Origin of the sequence: Streptomyces sp. NBC_00631 (assembly GCF_045206895.1) — a bacterium.
Taxonomy (GTDB): Bacteria; Actinomycetota; Actinomycetes; order Streptomycetales; family Streptomycetaceae; genus Streptomyces.
This window is the reverse complement of record NZ_CP107734.1, coordinates 6,679,323-6,695,733: the sequence shown is the minus strand read 5'-3', so window position 1 is coordinate 6,695,733 and position 16,411 is coordinate 6,679,323. Positions and strand designations below refer to the sequence as shown.

Here is a 16,411-nt window from a genome sequence, read left to right as displayed (position 1 = left end):
TACGTGGGGTTGCTGGTCATCGGCCCGGTGGACCGGTGTAAGGGCCCGTCCCGTGAGAATGAGCAAGCCAATACACAACGAAGAGCAAGCGTACAAGGATGGCCCCTGACGGGTCAAAACGAGCTCCCGCCGGGATCGCGCCGCGCCCGCCACGGCATTGGCGGAAACCCGGGGCGCGCCGCCGTACCGGGATGCGCCGTCCTGCCCCCAAAGGTCCCCTGTTCCCGTTCGTACAGTCGCACCGGTACCGCCCGGCCCCCGTCTAAGATGCGCCCCATGAGTTATGGGCAGGGGGGACCTCAGTCCCAGTGGGATCCGTGGAAACCGCAGTCTCAGCAGCCCTGGAGCAGCGGTACCGGCCAGACGCCGGACTGGGCGTCGCTCGCCGAGGCGTCGGAAACACGTAACAAGCGGCGCAGAGTGCTGTTCATCGGCGGCGGCGTGGTCGCCACGCTGGCGATCGGCACCGCTGTGGCCATGGCCGTGGTGTCCGCCAACGGCGACGACAACGCCTCCGGCACGCCCACCAACCTGCCCGCGAGCGCCTCGCTGCCCAGCGACTCGGCCGGCTCGGTGCCGTCCTTCGAGCCGACCAGCGCGCCGCCGCCGCTGGACCCGGAGGACTTCATAGGCAACGTGAAGAAGGACACGGCGCCGCTGAGCGCCGAGACCCTCTTCCCGGGCACCCAGCTGACCATGGGCGAGGCGGTCTACAAGAAGGGCGCCACGGCCGACACCAAGAACTGCGCCACGGCCGCCAAGGGCACCCTCCCGGCCGTCCTCACCAAGAACGACTGCACCCGCCTGCTGCGGGTCACCTACTTCAGGGACGGCGTCGCGGTCACGGTCGGCGTGGCCGTCTTCGACACCGAGGCGCAGGCGAGCAAGGCCAAGACCGAGGCCGACAAGAAGGGCTTCGTCAGCACCCTGGCCGGCTCCGGCGCGAAGGCCTTCTGCGACTCCGGCGTCTGCCGTACGACGACGAACTCGTACGGCCGCTACGCCTACTTCACCACCGCGGGCTTCCTCAACGGCAAGGACGTCACCACCAAGGACACCAAGGTCTTCCAGACCGGTGACGACCTGGCGGAGTTCACCTTCCGCCAGATCCGTCGCCGCGGCGAGGCCCAGGCCTCGGCGGCGGCCAACCGGTGATCCGTCCGCGCGGCGCGTGAGAGTCTCCCCCGTACCTGACCGGCGATCAAGGACATCGCCGGTCGCCGAGCCCTTGGGGGGACTCATGACGGACACGTCCAGACGCAGACTGCTCGCCGGCGCGGCCGGTCTCGGCGGCACGGCCCTGGCCACCACGGTCGCCGCCGCGGCCCCGGCGGCGGCCGCCTCCGGCACCGGCGCGGGCTGGCTGAACGTGCGGGACACCGCGTACGGCGCTCTCGGCGACGACTCCACCGACGACCAGCCGGCCATCCAGAAGGCCATCGACGCGGCCGGCCAGGGCGGCACGGTCTACTTCCCGCCCGGCAAGTACCGCATCGCCGCACCCCTCAGGCTCTCGCTGGGCGTGACCCTGCGCGGCGACTGGAACCCCCACTTCCCGGTGCGCACCGACATGGCCGACTCCTTCCTCCGGCCCGGCATCGGCAACTTCACCGGCGAGGCCCTGATCGTCATCGACCCGGCCCCGGTGAACGGCGACTACACCGGCTCCGCCTACCGCGGCGGCCCCCGCCTCCACGGCCTCGCCCTGGACGGCCGCGACCAGAAGGACGCCACCGGTGCCGCGATCGACGGCGTCCGGATCAACCCGGGCGTCAAGGACGTCGGCATGGACAAGGTGACGGTCTGGCGCTGCACCGGCCATGGCCTGAACGCCCAGAACGCGGCCGGCTTCCAGCTCAACCAGGTGCACTGCGTCGACAACGACGGCCACGGCTTCACCTTCGGCGACGCGGCGGGCACCGGCGGCGGCCTGGTCGACGCCGACCTCTTCCAGTGCTACTCCCAGGGCAACAAGGGCCACGGCTACGACATCCTCAACCCCAACGCCGTGACCATGGTCGACTGCCGCTCCGAATGGAACGCCCAGCACGGCTACCGCATCACCGGCATCAATTACTCGATGGTCGTCGTCGGTTGCAACACCGACCGCAGCGGCCAGGACGGCTTCCACGTCGCCACCTCGGCCGGCGGCCGTTTCATCCAGTTCGTAGGCTGCCTGGCCAAGCGCGACGGCAAGTCCGGCACCGGCTACTCGGGCTTCAGCGTCACCGGCACCTCGGCGGAGGGCGTGGTCCTCACCGCCTGCTCCACCACGACCGGCCGTGACGACGACAACACAGGTGACCAGTCACCGTCGTACGGCATCACGACGTCTGCCCTGAACACCGCGAGCGTGGTCTCGGTGGTCGGCGGTGAGTACGTCGGCACGACGGCCGCCTTCAACGACGTCGGCGTGGCGGTCGTACGCCACAGCGGTGTGACCGCGGGCGTCCAGGACGCCTCGGGCATCACGTGGGACAAGTCCGATGTCCACATGCTCTCCGGGGCCGCCGGCACCAACCGTGACGTGCAGTTCTGGTCCCGCGGCAAGAACCGCCGGTGGGCCCTGCGGACCACGGACGCGACGGAGTCGGGCGCGGACGACGGCTCGGACTTCGTCCTCGTCCGGTACGCCGACGACGGTACGGCCCTGGACACGCCGATCAGTGTCCGCCGCAGCTCCGGCCGCGTCACGTTCACCACCCCGGGTGTCGTCGTGAACGCCTCGGCGAGCCCGGGCATCAGCCTCGTCCAGGCCCGGCCGGCCGGTCAGGGATATGCGGTGACCAGCGCGGACACCTCCTCGCGGGTCTTCCAGGCCGGGGTGAGCGGCGACTCGGTCAACCGGTTCGCCATCGAGGTGAACGGCACCCAGACCTTCGGCCCCGGCGGCTCGACGGGCCGGGACACCAGCTGGGGACGGCTGGCGGCGGCACAGGTGGGCAGCACCGACTCGGACCTCGTGGCGGGCCTGGCCGGCAAGGGTCTCAGGGTCAAGGAGGGCACCAACGCGAAGATGGGCACCCTGACGCTCAACGGCGCGACGGCGGTGACGGTGACCACGACGGCGGTGACCGCGTCGAGCCGCATCTTCCTCACGGTGCAGGCACCCGGCGGCACCCCGGCGGGCGTGGCCTACGTCGCGGGACGCACTGCCGGCACGTCCTTCACCGTCAAGGGCGTGGCAGGCGACACCTCGACCGTCGCCTGGCTCATCGTCGAGCCCGCCTAGCCGTACCGCCCTGCGAGGTGGGGGACGCGGCCGATGGTGCCCGGTGCGGGAAGCGCGTGCCGCCCCCCGGCCCGGGGCGGGGCAGAATGGCCCCCGACCAGGGCCGGGGGCCCGTCGGGAAGAGGAACGGGGGCGGGCGGGGGTCATGCGCATGCGGGGACGGGTTGCGCTCATAGGGGCGGGTGCCGCCGGGCTGCTGGGTCCGCCGGCGGTGTGGTGGGCCTGGCGGGACGCCGAGGACACCGCACGGCCCCCCCGGCTCGTCCCCACCGAACTACGCAACCGTGATCCCGCTGCGACACCCGCCGCCCGCCGGGTCTACGCCCTGCTCGCCGGCCTGGAGAACCGGGCGCGGCGCGGCGAGCCGTCCCGGACGGTGATCGGCCAGCACGTCGAGCTCCACAACGAGCGTTACAACGCGTCGTACGGCGACTACCGGGGCACCAAGCAGCCCGGCTACTACTACAAGAAGGCCCACGACATCACCGGCAGGTTCCCGGGGTTCGTGGAGCTGGACCTGGGGCCCGGATACGGGCAGCCGGGCTGGGCGGTGGGCGAGCCGCGCTCGTACTCCCGCTCCTCGTGGCCGACCTGCCGCACGTACTGGGGGTACGCCGAGGACGCGGTGGACCTGGCGCTCGGGGTGTGGGCGGGGCTGCCGCGGCCGGCGGACGGGTCGTACCACCCCTCGGGCACGCACCTCGACTGCGCCTCCGGAACCCGGGTGAGCCTGCCGCAGAACGGGGGCGGACCGGCGGGCATCGTCGGTTTCTCCTTCCACCAGCCGTACCCGGGCAGCACCGTCAAGGGCTTCGAGCAGACCCGCTACCAGAACTCCCCCGCGGCGCGGGACAGCGGCTGGTTCGGCCGGGTGGTCAGCCCGGGCACCGCCGAGCATCAGGCCCTGCTCCTGGACCTCGGCTATCTCGCCGACCATCTGCGGTACCTCGCGGAGCGCGGGGTTCCGGTCCTGCTGCGGCCGTACCACGAGATGAACGCCAGGCCGGGGCACGGGTTCTGGTGGGCGGGGCAGGATCCGGCCGCCTACCGGAAGCTGTGGCATGTCACACACGACTACCTCGTGGGCAGCCGCGGCCTGCACAACCTGATCTTCGTATGGGCGCCCAGCGCCTGGGAGGGCACCTTCGCCCGGGAACCCGGTGACTACTACCCGGGCGGGCGGTACGTCGACGTCGTCGGCGTGGACGACTACAGCGACACCCCACGGCGGCCGTTCCGGGGCCGGCCCTGGACCGGCGTCTGGTACCGGAGCCTGGAACGCTACGACCGGCCCCGCGTCATGGCCGAGTCCTTCTACGTTCCGCTCGGCTCCGCTCAGCGGCGAACACTTTCCGACACCCCCTGGGTGCTCTGGACCGTATGGGGACAGTCGCTGACATACGCCAATGTCTCCGGCCCGACCGGCAAGAACACCACAGAAGACGTGAAAGCCACATATTCGTCTTCACGGGTCATCACGGGCCCTGGCGACGGCCACACAGGCTTCACCTGGACCACGTTGCACAACCCATAGGTTGATTACGTTCCCACTACATCTTGCTCACCAAGGTTTCATAGCTGATTCTTACGTGGCAGGATTTGACTTCTTGCTATGGCCGGGGCGCAGGTCGCCCGGGGGGGCATCTGAGCCGGCCGCAGAACGCCGAAGAAGGCGCCGGGGGGCACCATCACAGCCCGGAACGGGGCGGATGAGACGAGGTTTCTCGTGTCAACCGCACCCGTCACCGAGCCATGCCCCCCGGCGGCCGCCGATCTCACGGAAGAGCATGTAGCCGTATGGCATCGACAGTGGTCGACGGGGGAAACCCGCATTCGCGGCATACCGCGAAGCTGGCCAAGCGCACCGCTGAGTGGAAACCGGGACTCCTGCCGTTCCTCATCCCGCTGGTGTTCCTGACTCTCTTCAGCCTGTGGTCCTACACGCCCAGCGACTCGCCGCTGGCCTGGCTGATCACCGTCTGCTGGGCGCTGCCGGTGCCCGGGGTGCTCGTCTCGATCCAGGGCTTCGTGCTCATCCGCCGCCGGATCCGCAAGTCCCATCTGATGACCCCGCCGGCCCTGGTCGAGCAGGACTTCATGATCGTGCTGGTGCCGACGATCGGGCGCCACGACACCTATCCGGCCCTGGAGCGCTCCGTCCTCTCCTACGTGGAGCACCTGCCGGAGTGGTTCCCGTACATGCGCGTGGACGTGCTCACCGAGGAGGGCTGCGAGGCCGCCGAGCGGATCGACGCGCTGGCCGCGACCAGCCACCTGATCCGCGTGGTCACCGTTCCGAAGGCGTACCAGACCAAGAACGGCACCCGCTTCAAGGCCCGCGCCAACAACTACGCCCACGAGCTGCGCATCGAGGAGGGCGAGGCCCTCGACCACGTGTGGGTGCTGCACATGGACGACGACACCGGCGTCGGCCCCGACACCTCGGCCTCCCTCGCCCAGTTCATCAACCGGCAGCGCCGCGCGACCCCCGAAGAGGTCAAGCACATGGCGCAGGGCATCCTGACCTACCCGCGCGAGAACGCGGTCTCCCTGCTCACCTGGTTCGCCGACGCCATCCGCCCCGCCGACGACATCGCCCGGTTCCGCGCCTTCACCGGCCTCGGCACCCCGGCCGCCGGCGTGCACGGCGAGCTGCTCGTCATCCGCGCCTCCATCGAGGCGGAGATCGGCTGGGACTTCGGCCCCAAGGAGATCGTCGAGGACGCCCGGCTGGCCCTGACCTTCTGCCGCATCTACCCCGGCCGCAGCGACTGGTTCAACGGCCGCTGCTACGGCGCCTCCCCCGCCAACACCCAGGACTTCATCAAGCAGCGCGAGCGCTGGGCCTGGGGCCTGGTCGCCCTCTGCTTCAACCGCAAGGTCCCGCTGCGCTACCGCTGGTTCCTGACCATCTGCGTGACCAGCTGGATCCTCGGGCCGCTGCAGCACGTCGGCACGATCCTGTTCGTCGCCTGGTTCATCGGCGACATGAACACCTCTCCCGTGACCCAGTCCGTCGTCCTGCTCTGGTCGATCAGCTTCGCCTATGTGATCTGGGCGTACTGGGAAGGACTGCGGCTCAACGCGATCGCCTCCGTCAACGGCCGACGCAAGTGGTGGGAACCCCTCGCCGTCCTCGTCCTGCTGCCCTACTTCTCCCTCATCGAGGGGATCGGCGGCATCAAGGGCCTGTGGAAGTTCGTCCGCCGCGAGGAGAACAAGTTCGTCGTCATCGCCAAGCCCGCCTGACCCGGAAGAGACGTCACACTCATGAAGCGCGCACGCCTGCCCCTGCTCGCCGTGCTCCCCGTCACCGTCATCTCCCTCGTGGTCGCGGCTCCCTTCGTGGTCGGCGACCACCCGCTGCAGTGGTCGTCCGGCTCGCTCGTGCCCCACCTGGTGCTCGACGGCAGGGAACAGAACCGCGGGACGGGCTCCAAGGGCGCAGAAGGCGACACCTCCGCCGCACCCTCGCCGACCACCGAGGTCGCCAGGGTGGACAAGGAGTGGAAGAAGGGCATGCCGCAGTGGGGCGCCCAGCTCTACTGGGAGGACAACCCCAAGCATTCTCTCGGCTACATCGAGAAGCAGGCCCGGCTCCACGCGAACTATCTGGTCGGTCTGCACGCGAACTCCGTCAGCGTCTCCTTCCCGTTCTTCACCGGGAAGCTCGCCTCGACGGCCGTCAGCCGGGGCGGCAAGACCCCGACCCCCGACCGGCTCGCCCGCGTCCTGGAGATCTTCCACGAGGCCGGGCTGCGCACCACCATCCGGCCGCTGATGGACGAGCACTCCCTGAAGGCCGAGAAGGGCTGGCGCGGCAGCATCAAGCCCGCCGACCGCAGCGCCTGGTTCGCCTCGTACGAGAAGTTCGTCACCCCGTACCTGAAGGCGGCCGAGAGCGAGAAGGCCGCCACCTTCGTCATCGGCACCGAGCTGAACTCCCTGGAGGGCGACCCGCACTGGGAGACCGTCGTGGACGACGCCGAGAAGGTGTTCAGCGGCGAGGTCGCCTACGACGCGAACTGGGACAACTACGTCGAGGGCCCGATCACCATGCCGGTCACCCATCTCGGCATCGACGCCTACTTCCCGGTCAAGGTCGACGACGACGCCTCGGTGCAGGACCTGGTCGACGGCTGGGACAAGTGGCTGGACCGCAAGGCCACCGGCCCCCTCCCCAAGATCACCGTCGCCGAGGCCGGCATCGGCGCCATGAACGGCGCCTACCACGCCCCGGGCGACTTCTACACCAAGCGGGCCGTCAACACCGAGGTGCAGGCCAACTGGTACACCGCCGTCTGCAAGGTCGTCCAGGAACGGAAGATGAGCGGCGTCTACTGGTGGTCGATCTACTTCGACGACGACCCCGACACCAAGCCCGACGACAAGGTCGCCTCCCGGCTCGACTTCGCCGGCCGCCCCCAGTCCGAGAAGGCGATCAAGACCTGCTTCACCTCGGACTACGCAGGCCCCGGAACCACGACCGCTAGCTGACCAGCGAGGCACTCATGCAGGAAGCCATCATTCTGGTGGGCGGCAAGGGAACCCGCCTGCGCCCACTGACCAACCACACCCCGAAGCCGCTGCTCGGCGTCGCGGGCTCCTCCTTCATCCGCCACCAGGTGGCCAAGCTGATGGACGCCGGTGTCGAGCACCTGGTGTTCGCCACGTCCTACCTGGCCGGCCTCTTCGAGGAGGAGTTCCGGGGCTTCTCCCGGGACCTGGACATCTCCTACGCCGTCGAGGAGGTCCCGCTCGGCACGGGCGGCGCGATCCGCAACGCCGGACGGCTGCTGCGCGGCCCGGCCGACGCGCCGGTGCTCGTCCTCAACGGCGACATCCTGTCCGGCGTGGACCTGCGCGACGTCCTCGCGTACCACGAGGCCAACGAGGCGGACGTGACGCTGCACCTCACCCGCGTCGCCGACCCCCGCGCCTTCGGCCTGGTGCCCACCGACGGGTCCGGCCGGGTGCTGTCCTTCCTGGAGAAGCCCAAGACCCAGGAGGAGTGCGTCACCGACCAGATCAACGCCGGCTGCTACGTCTTCCGCCGGTCCGTCCTGGACGCCGTCCCGGGCGACCGGGAGGTCTCCGTCGAACAGGAGACCTTCCCCCGGCTCGTCGCGGACGGCGGACGGGTCTTCGGCCACACCACGGACGACTACTGGCGCGACCTCGGCACCCCGCTGGCCTTCGTCCAGGGGTCGGCCGACCTGGTCACCGGCCGGGCGACCTCGCCTCTGGTGGGGCCGCCGGCCGAAGCGCTGATCCATCCCACGGCCAGCGTGCACCCGAGCGCCCGCGTCAGGGGCGGCTCGACGATCGGCCCGCACGCGGTCATCGGCCCGCGCGTGGTCGTCGACCGCTCCATCATCGGCGCGCACGTCACCGTGGCCGAGGGCGCCCGGATCCACGAGTCCGTGGTCGACCACGACTCCTCGATCGGCGACGAGTCGGTTCTCCGCGAGGTCGTCGTGGGCTGCCACGCGCACGTCGGCGCCGAGAACGAGCTGCCCGCCCAGCTGCGGTTGTCGTGCGGCATCCGCATTCCCAGCCAAGGGGTGCGCGTCAGCGGTACGGCTGCCGCCTGCCTGACGGCCCACTGAAGCCGCCGGTCCGACCGGACACAGTTACTGGAGAACCGTTGACCCGCCATCGCTCACCGGCCACGCAGAGGGAACGTCTGCGCAAGTACCGGCCGGACATCCAGGGCCTGCGTGCCGTAGCCATCATGATGGTGGTCACGATGCACGTCGGCCTGCTCGACATCCACGGCGGCGTGGACGTCAGCTTCGTGCTGAGCGGCTTCCTCATCGGCAGCCAGCTCCTCGCGGAGATCGACAAGACCGGCAAGGTGTCGCTGAGCAAGTTCTGGGCGCGCCGGATGCGGCGACTGGCCCCGGGCATGGCCGTCGTCGTCATCACCACGGCGGCCGTGGCCTGGCTCTACGCCAGCCCGCTCAGGTTCCGCGAGACCATGAAGGACGGTCTCAGCGCGGCGCTCAGCTTCATGAACTGGCGCCTCGTCGAGACCGGCACGGACTACTTCGCGAACGACGGGACGCAGTCCCCGTACCAGCACTTCTGGTCGCTGGGCATCGAGGAGCAGTTCTATGTGGCCGCCCCGATCGTCCTCGTCGCCGTGGTCTGGCTGTCCCGCAGGATCTTCCGCAATCGCGCCCTGCTGGCGCTCTTCCTGGCCGCCGTGATCGCCGGGTCGCTGTACCTGTCGGTCAAGCAGACCGCCGAGAACCAGCCCCTCGCCTACTTCGGCACCCAGACCCGTATCTGGGAACTCGCCTCCGGCATCCTGCTGGCCCTGGGCGCCCCGCTGCTCTCCCGCATGAACCGGGGCGTGGCCGCCGTCATCTCCTGGCTGGGCCTGGTGACCACCATCGGCACCGCGCTCCTCATCACCAAGGAGACCCCGCTGCCGGGCTACGCGGTGGCCGGTCCCGTGCTGGGCGCCTGCATGATCATCGCCGGCGGGTGCGCCAACCCCAGCCTCGGCGTGGAGCGGATCCTGCACAACCCGGTCACCGACTACGTCGGCAACGTGAGCTACGGCTGGTACCTGTGGCACTGGCCGATCCTGGTCCTCTGGCCCGACGTCGTGGGACGGGACATCACCTACTCGGACCGCTTCCGCGTGCTGTCGCTGTCCTTCATCCTGGCCGTCCTCATGTACTACGTCGTGGAGGCCCGGTTCCGGAACAACCCGCAGCTGGTGGCGACCCCCTGGAAGGGCATCTTCGCCGGCGGCACGGCCACCGCGAGCGCCGCCGCGGCCACGGCCTGCGCCCTGTTCATCCCGCTCAACCTCGCCACCTCGGCCGCCGCCGTGAACGGGGGCGCCACCGGGTATGCCGGCGAGGCGTCGGTGAAGAGCGCCGTGAGCCAGGACGAGCTGTCGGCCACCGCGCTCAACGCGCTGGCGACCGCCCCCAAGGACACGACCCACTACGGCTGCATCGACAACACCGACGTCGAGAAGTTCGTCATGCGCGACAACTGCGTCATCGGCGACAAGACGGGCAAGCGCACCCTCGTCGTCATCGGCGACTCACACGCCTGGCAGTGGGGTGACGCCTTCAACGAGCTCGGGCAGTCCCTGCACACCAAGGTGGTGACCATGGCGAAGGGCGGTTGCTCCCCCGAGGTCTACGCCATCAAGAACCCCGAGCTGAACCGCGAGTACTCCGAGTGCGACAGCTGGCGGGAATCGGCGTTCAGGACCATCGCGGACCTCAAGCCGGACGTCATCGTCGTCACCAGCCGCATCCGGCGCGAGGTGACCGAGGCCGGCGCCGAGACGGCGTTCAAGAAGTTCGAGGCCTCCGGCGCGAAGCTCGTCTACATCACCGACACTCCGCAGCCCGGCCGGAACGTCCCGGACTGCCTCGCCACCCACATCCACGACGTCACCGCCTGCAGTCCCGACGAGAAGACGGCCGTCGAGTACCCCGACTTCCGCGTCGTCGAGCAGAAGGTGGCGCAACGCCACGGCGCCACGGTCATCGACTCACTGCCCGCGTTCTGCGCGAACAACGTGTGCCCGACAGTGATCGCCGACCAGATCGTCTACTTCGACAACAGCCACATGACGGGCAGCTACGCCAAGTCGCTGGCGCCCTTCCTCAAGCCGACCGTCAAGAAGGCCCTGGCCGGCTGACCCCTCAGACCGTCCGCACCCGTACCCGGCGTGCCTGCCGCTGCCGTTCCAGCAGCTGGTCGGGCGCCGGGTACGCGACCTCCTCCAGGGTCAGCCCGTGCGGCCGTACGACATGCACGGCGCTGTCCCGCACCCCCGCGTCCAGCACCTTCCGCGGCCACTCCACCCCCCGGTGCCCGTCCCCCACGAAGAGCAGCGCGCCGACCATCGACCGCACCTGGTTGTGGCAGAAGGCGTCGGCCCGGACCTCGATCTCGACGACCCCGTCGGCGCGCCGGCTCACCCCGAAGCCGAGGATCTCCCGGATCGTCGTCGCACCCTCGCGCTTCTTCGCGTACGCGGCGAAGTCGTGCTCCCCGACCAGGGACTTCGCGGCGGCGTCCATGACATCGACGTCCAGCTCCCAGTCGTGCCACAGCACATGGTTGCGCAGCAGCGGGTCCACGCCTCCCGGCCGGTCCCCCACCCGGTACACGTACCGCCGCCACAGCGCCGCGAACCGCGCGTTGAACCCCGTCGGCGCCTCGCCGACCGCCCACACCCGCACGTCCTTCGGCAGCCGCCCCGCGAGCCGCTTCAGCAGCTTCTCCCGCTGTTCCTCCCACACCCCGGCCGGCAGGTCGACATGTGCCACCTGCCCCCGCGCGTGCACCCCGGCATCCGTCCGCCCGGCCACGGTCAGCTCGTACGTCGTGCCCTGGGACCGCGTGACGATCCGCAGCGCGTCCTCGATCTCCCCCTGCACGGTCCGCTTCCCACCGGCCTGCTTGGCCCAGCCGTGAAAGTGGGTGCCGTCGTAGGACAGGTCGAGACGGACCCGTACGCGGCCGGGCTGAACTTCGTCACTCACAGGAGAATCCTCTCAGGGCAAGAAAGCGGGCCCGTCCCTGAATAGGAACGGGCCCACTGACGCGCCCCCGAAGGGGCGCGGGGAACTGCGCGACCACCACAACGGACCGGCAGCCAAAGGACGGCTTACGCCTCCTTCGACTCCTCGGCAGCGTCCTCGGCCTCGTCGGCCTTGGTCACGTCGACCTTGGCGTCCTCGACCTCGACGGTCTCGGCAGCCTTGGTCTCCTCGGCGTCCTTGGCGGCACGCTTGGTGGCGGCCTCGGCCTCACCCGTCGCCTGCTGGGCGACCGTCAGCGCCTCGACCAGCTCGATGACAGCCATGGGCGCGTTGTCGCCACGACGGTTACCGATCTTGGTGATGCGGGTGTAGCCACCGGGACGGTTCTCGTACCGCGGGCCGATCTCGGTGAAGAGCGTGTGCACGATGCTCTTGTCCGTGATGACCTGGAGCACCTGACGGCGGTTGTGAAGGTCGCCCTTCTTCGCCTTGGTGACCAGACGCTCGGCGTACGGGCGCAGGCGGCGGGCCTTCGCCTCGGTGGTGGTGATACGGCCGTGCTCGAAGAGCGACTTCGCGAGGTTCGCGAGGAGCAGCTTCTCGTGCGCGGCACTGCCGCCCAGACGGGCACCCTTGGTGGGCTTCGGCATGGTTCTTCTCCTGTGTGTCTGCCCCGGCCGTGTCAGGTACCGGAGTCAGTATCCGAGCGGGCGGTCGCCCGTCGGAGATCCGAGCAGAGCCCCGAAGGGTCCTGCTCGGAAGGGGCGCGGGGCGGTGTCGATATGCGACTCCGTCGCGTGGGCGCGACAAGCCACAGCGCACCCGCACCCGAGTACGGACCGGAAGGCCCGAGCTCTTAGTACTGCTCGGTCTCCACGAACCCGGCGTCCGCGTCGTCATCGGCCCCGAAGGCGTCAGCCGCAGCGGTGGGGTCGAATCCGGGCGGGCTGTCCTTGAGGGCCAGGCCCATGCCGGCCAGCTTCGCCTTGACCTCGTCGATGGACTTCGCACCGAAGTTGCGGATGTCCAGGAGGTCCGCCTCGGAACGCGCAACGAGCTCACCCACGGAGTGGATGCCCTCGCGCTTGAGGCAGTTGTAGGAACGGACGGTGAGCTCCAGCTCCTCGATCGGCAGCGCGAGGTCGGCGGCCAGGGCGGCGTCCGTGGGGGACGGGCCCATGTCGATGCCCTCGGCGTCGATGTTGAGCTCACGCGCCAGACCGAACAGCTCGACCAGGGTCTTGCCGGCCGACGCCATGGCGTCACGCGGACGCATGGCCTGCTTGGTCTCGACGTCGACGATCAGCTTGTCGAAGTCGGTGCGCTGCTCGACACGGGTCGCCTCGACCTTGTACGTGACCTTGAGCACCGGCGAGTAGATGGAGTCGACCGGGATACGGCCGATCTCCTGGCCCACCTGCTTGTTCTGCACGGCGGAGACGTAACCGCGGCCACGCTCGACCGTCAGCTCCATCTCCAGCTTGCCCTTGCCGTTGAGCGTGGCGAGGACGAGGTCGGGGTTGTGCACCTCGACACCGGCCGGCGGCGCGATGTCGGCGGCGGTGACCAGACCCGGGCCCTGCTTGCGCAGGTACATCACCACCGGCTCGTCGTGCTCCGAGGAGACGACCAGCTGCTTGATGTTGAGGATCAGGTCGGTGACGTCCTCCTTGACGCCCGGCACGGTGGTGAACTCGTGCAGGACGCCGTCGATCCGGATCGACGTGACAGCCGCGCCGGGGATCGAGGACAGGAGGGTACGGCGGAGCGAGTTGCCGAGGGTGTAGCCGAAGCCCGGCTCCAGCGGTTCGATCACGAACCGGGAGCGGAACTCGTCGACGACCTCTTCGGTCAACGAGGGACGCTGAGCGATCAGCATGTGTGGATCAGATCCTTCTTTCGTGGACGCCCGCTATTTGACGCCCGACGGAACCGCGCCCGTGAAAGGCCCGGGGTACTGCAAGGGTACGGGCGGCACGACCCTTACGGAGCCGTACCGCCCGAGCAGCCCTGCGAAGCGAGGTCAGACGCGACGGCGCTTCGGCGGACGGCAGCCGTTGTGCGGGGTCGGGGTGACGTCCTGGATGGAGCCGACCTCAAGACCCGTGGCCTGCAGGGAGCGGATCGCGGTCTCGCGACCGGAACCCGGGCCCTTCACGAACACGTCGACCTTGCGCATGCCGTGCTCCTGGGCGCGGCGGGCAGCCGACTCGGCCGCCATCTGCGCGGCGAACGGCGTGGACTTCCGGGAGCCCTTGAAGCCGACGTGGCCGGCGGAGGCCCAGGAGATCACGTTGCCGGACGGGTCCGTGATCGAGACGATCGTGTTGTTGAACGTGCTCTTGATGTGCGCGTGGCCGTGAGCGACGTTCTTCTTTTCCTTGCGGCGCACCTTCTTGGCAGCGCCCTGACGACCCTTGGGGGGCATCTAGTAACTCCTACGGGGAGGTGGTCGGTCCTACAGCGAAGACCGCTGATGAAGCGTTGTCCGCTGAGGACTACTTCTTGCCCGGCTTCTTCTTGCCGGCGATGGCGCGACGCGGGCCCTTGCGGGTGCGGGCGTTGGTGCTGGTGCGCTGACCCCGGACGGGCAGCCCACGGCGGTGACGCAGACCCTGGTAGCAGCCGATCTCGACCTTGCGGCGGATGTCGGCCTGGATCTCGCGACGGAGGTCACCCTCGGTCTTGATGTTGTTGTCGACGTACTCGCGGATGGCGACCAGCTGCTCTTCGGTCAGGTCGCGAACGCGGGTGTTCGGGTCGATGCCGGTCTCGGCCAGCGTCTGCTGGGAGAGTGTCCGGCCGATGCCGAACACGTAGGTGAGGGCGACCTCCACGCGCTTTTCGCGCGGGATGTCAACACCGGAAACGCGTGCCATTCAATGGCTCCTGGTGATCGTCGGAGGTCTTCCGCAGAACCGGTTCCCAGCCGCCGTATCAGGTACGAACTGGGTCCCCGGCCTCCGAACCGGGGGTGTCAGGCAGCACAGCGCCTGGATTCTGCGTATGAACAATTCAGCTTGCGTCGCGCGAATCTCTGCGATGGATGCAGAGGGATCGGTCGTGCGTCAGCCCTGGCGCTGCTTGTGGCGCGGGTTCTCGCAGATGACCATGACCCGACCGTGACGGCGGATCACCCTGCACTTGTCGCAGATCTTCTTGACGCTCGGCTTGACCTTCATGGGATTGAGGTTCTCCGGGTCAGTTGCCGGCGGCCCCGCTCGCGCGGGACGTGGGCAAGATCTACTTGTAGCGGTAGACGATCCGGCCACGCGTCAGGTCGTACGGAGACAGCTCCACCACGACCCGGTCGTCAGGGAGGATGCGGATGTAGTGCATACGCATCTTGCCGCTGATGTGTGCCAGGACCTGGTGGCCGTTCTGGAGCTCGACCTTGAACATGGCGTTCGGAAGAGACTCGACGACAGTGCCCTCGATCTCGATGGCACCTTGCTTCTTGGCCACGCTTCGCCCTTCGAATCGACTACCTTGATCGACTCACTCACATCGCTACGAGCGCATGCGGACATGCGGATGCACGAGAGCCGACGAGTCAGTCTACGTCAGCGCACCCGGAAAGACGAATCGAGAAAGCCTGCCCAGGAAGACAGATCATTAAGCGGACGGGACCGGAGCGCCCCCTCAGGGGCGCGGGGAACTGCGCGAGCAGCCCCCACGCACCGGCGGCCGCCCGACGACACAAGGCGGCAGCCCGGAAGGCGCACTCAGCCCAACGGATCCGGAGCGGCAACGATGCCGTGCTCCGCCAGCTTCGCCCTGCCCCCGTCAGGAGACGTCAGCACCAGCGGACCCTCCTCGGTCAGCGCGACGCTGTGCTCCCAGTGCGACGACCACGTACCGTCCGTGGTGATCACGGTCCAGTCGTCCGACAGGACTTCGGTGCGGGGCGTCCCCAGCGACACCATCGGCTCGATGGCCAGGCAGAACCCGGGCACCAGCTTCGGCCCCTTGCCCCGCCGCCGGTCGACATAGTTCAGCAGGTGCGGGTCCATGTGCATCTCGGTGCCGATGCCGTGGCCGCCGTAGTCCTCGATGATCCCGTACTTGCCGCCGCCCGGCTTCGGCTGCCGGCGGATGTACGTCTCGATCGCCCGGGAGACGTCGACCAGGCGGTTGCCCTGCTTCATCGCCGCGATACCGGCCCACATCGACTCCTCGGTGACCCGGGAGAGCTCGATCAGCTCCGGGGCGTGACCGGAGCCCACGAAGGCGGTGTAGGCCGCGTCGCCGTGCCAGCCGTCGACGATCGCGCCGCAGTCGATGGAGATGATGTCGCCGTCCTTGAGCACGACATCCTCCGAGGGGATGCCATGGACGACCACCTCGTTGACGGACGTGCAGATGGTGGCGGGGAAGCCGCCGTAGCCGAGGAAGTTCGGCTTGGCGCCGTGCTCCGCGAGGACCTTGCGGGCCACCTCGTCCAGGTCCTTGGTGCTGGCGCCGGGGACCGCCGCCTCGCGGGTGGCCGCGTGGATCGCCGCCACGACCAGGCCCGCCGCCCGCATCCTGGCGATCTGCTCGGGGGTCTTGATCTGCACCATGGGTGGCCTGCGCTCTCCATCACTCGCGACAACGTCAACGTCGGCGTCAGCCGAACACGAACACAACAGTACGGCCGCGGCACCCCTGGGGG

Annotated in this window: 15 protein-coding genes; 7 read left to right on the top strand and 8 right to left on the bottom strand. The window is 69.1% G+C overall.

What is annotated here, in order from left to right; all coding sequences use genetic code 11:
- Positions 1–276: 276 nt before the first annotated feature.
- The 7 genes from OHB00_RS30890 to OHB00_RS30860 all read left to right on the top strand — a co-directional run bounded on the left by OHB00_RS30890 (position 277) and on the right by OHB00_RS30860 (position 10,907).
- Positions 277–1,155 (top strand): hypothetical protein, encoded by an 879-nt coding sequence (locus tag OHB00_RS30890; protein WP_406439526.1) that lies wholly within the window; start codon positions 277–279, stop codon positions 1,153–1,155.
- Positions 1,156–1,240: 85 nt separating this feature from the next.
- Positions 1,241–3,232 carry a glycosyl hydrolase family 28-related protein gene (locus tag OHB00_RS30885; protein ID WP_406439524.1) on the top strand — a complete coding sequence of 664 codons (1,992 nt, stop codon included), beginning with the start codon at positions 1,241–1,243 and terminating at the stop codon, positions 3,230–3,232.
- Between the two features lie 151 nt (positions 3,233–3,383).
- Complete coding sequence (locus OHB00_RS30880) at positions 3,384–4,766, top strand: glycoside hydrolase family 26 protein (protein ID WP_406439522.1); 1,383 nt, start codon at positions 3,384–3,386, stop codon at positions 4,764–4,766.
- Between the two features lie 263 nt (positions 4,767–5,029).
- Entirely contained in the window at positions 5,030–6,481 is a 1,452-nt protein-coding gene (locus OHB00_RS30875) for a glycosyltransferase family 2 protein (RefSeq protein WP_406439520.1), read from the top strand.
- A gap of 21 nt (positions 6,482–6,502) precedes the next feature.
- Complete coding sequence (locus tag OHB00_RS30870) at positions 6,503–7,729, top strand: glycoside hydrolase family 113 (protein ID WP_406439518.1); 1,227 nt, start codon at positions 6,503–6,505, stop codon at positions 7,727–7,729.
- A gap of 14 nt (positions 7,730–7,743) precedes the next feature.
- Positions 7,744–8,841, top strand: coding sequence for a sugar phosphate nucleotidyltransferase (locus OHB00_RS30865; protein WP_406439516.1), 1,098 nt, complete (start codon positions 7,744–7,746; stop codon positions 8,839–8,841).
- A 38-nt stretch (positions 8,842–8,879) separates the two neighbouring features.
- Positions 8,880–10,907, top strand: coding sequence for an acyltransferase family protein (locus tag OHB00_RS30860; protein ID WP_406439514.1), 2,028 nt, complete (start codon positions 8,880–8,882; stop codon positions 10,905–10,907).
- A gap of 4 nt (positions 10,908–10,911) precedes the next feature.
- Here OHB00_RS30860 and truA read toward each other — a convergent pair whose 3' ends face one another.
- The 8 genes from truA to map all read right to left on the bottom strand — a co-directional run bounded on the left by truA (position 10,912) and on the right by map (position 16,319).
- The gene (gene truA, locus OHB00_RS30855) at positions 10,912–11,757 is read right to left on the bottom strand and encodes a tRNA pseudouridine(38-40) synthase TruA (RefSeq protein WP_406439513.1); all 846 of its coding nucleotides are present in this window, start codon (positions 11,755–11,757) and stop codon (positions 10,912–10,914) included.
- Between the two features lie 125 nt (positions 11,758–11,882).
- Positions 11,883–12,407 carry a 50S ribosomal protein L17 gene (gene rplQ / locus OHB00_RS30850; RefSeq protein ID WP_406439511.1) on the bottom strand — a complete coding sequence of 175 codons (525 nt, stop codon included), beginning with the start codon at positions 12,405–12,407 and terminating at the stop codon, positions 11,883–11,885.
- 206 nt (positions 12,408–12,613) lie between these two features.
- Positions 12,614–13,636 carry a DNA-directed RNA polymerase subunit alpha gene (locus OHB00_RS30845; protein WP_003966937.1) on the bottom strand — a complete coding sequence of 341 codons (1,023 nt, stop codon included), beginning with the start codon at positions 13,634–13,636 and terminating at the stop codon, positions 12,614–12,616.
- 144 nt (positions 13,637–13,780) lie between these two features.
- Positions 13,781–14,185 carry a 30S ribosomal protein S11 gene (gene rpsK, locus OHB00_RS30840; RefSeq protein WP_003956432.1) on the bottom strand — a complete coding sequence of 135 codons (405 nt, stop codon included), beginning with the start codon at positions 14,183–14,185 and terminating at the stop codon, positions 13,781–13,783.
- Positions 14,186–14,255: 70 nt separating this feature from the next.
- Entirely contained in the window at positions 14,256–14,636 is a 381-nt protein-coding gene (gene rpsM, locus OHB00_RS30835; protein ID WP_031167100.1) for a 30S ribosomal protein S13, read from the bottom strand.
- A 189-nt stretch (positions 14,637–14,825) separates the two neighbouring features.
- Positions 14,826–14,939, bottom strand: a complete 114-nt coding sequence (rpmJ, locus tag OHB00_RS30830; RefSeq protein ID WP_003998809.1) for a 50S ribosomal protein L36 — start codon at positions 14,937–14,939, stop codon at positions 14,826–14,828.
- A 61-nt stretch (positions 14,940–15,000) separates the two neighbouring features.
- Positions 15,001–15,222, bottom strand: a complete 222-nt coding sequence (infA, locus tag OHB00_RS30825; protein WP_003948620.1) for a translation initiation factor IF-1 — start codon at positions 15,220–15,222, stop codon at positions 15,001–15,003.
- Positions 15,223–15,482: 260 nt separating this feature from the next.
- Entirely contained in the window at positions 15,483–16,319 is an 837-nt protein-coding gene (map, locus tag OHB00_RS30820) for a type I methionyl aminopeptidase (protein ID WP_406439509.1), read from the bottom strand.
- Positions 16,320–16,411 lie beyond the last annotated feature (92 nt).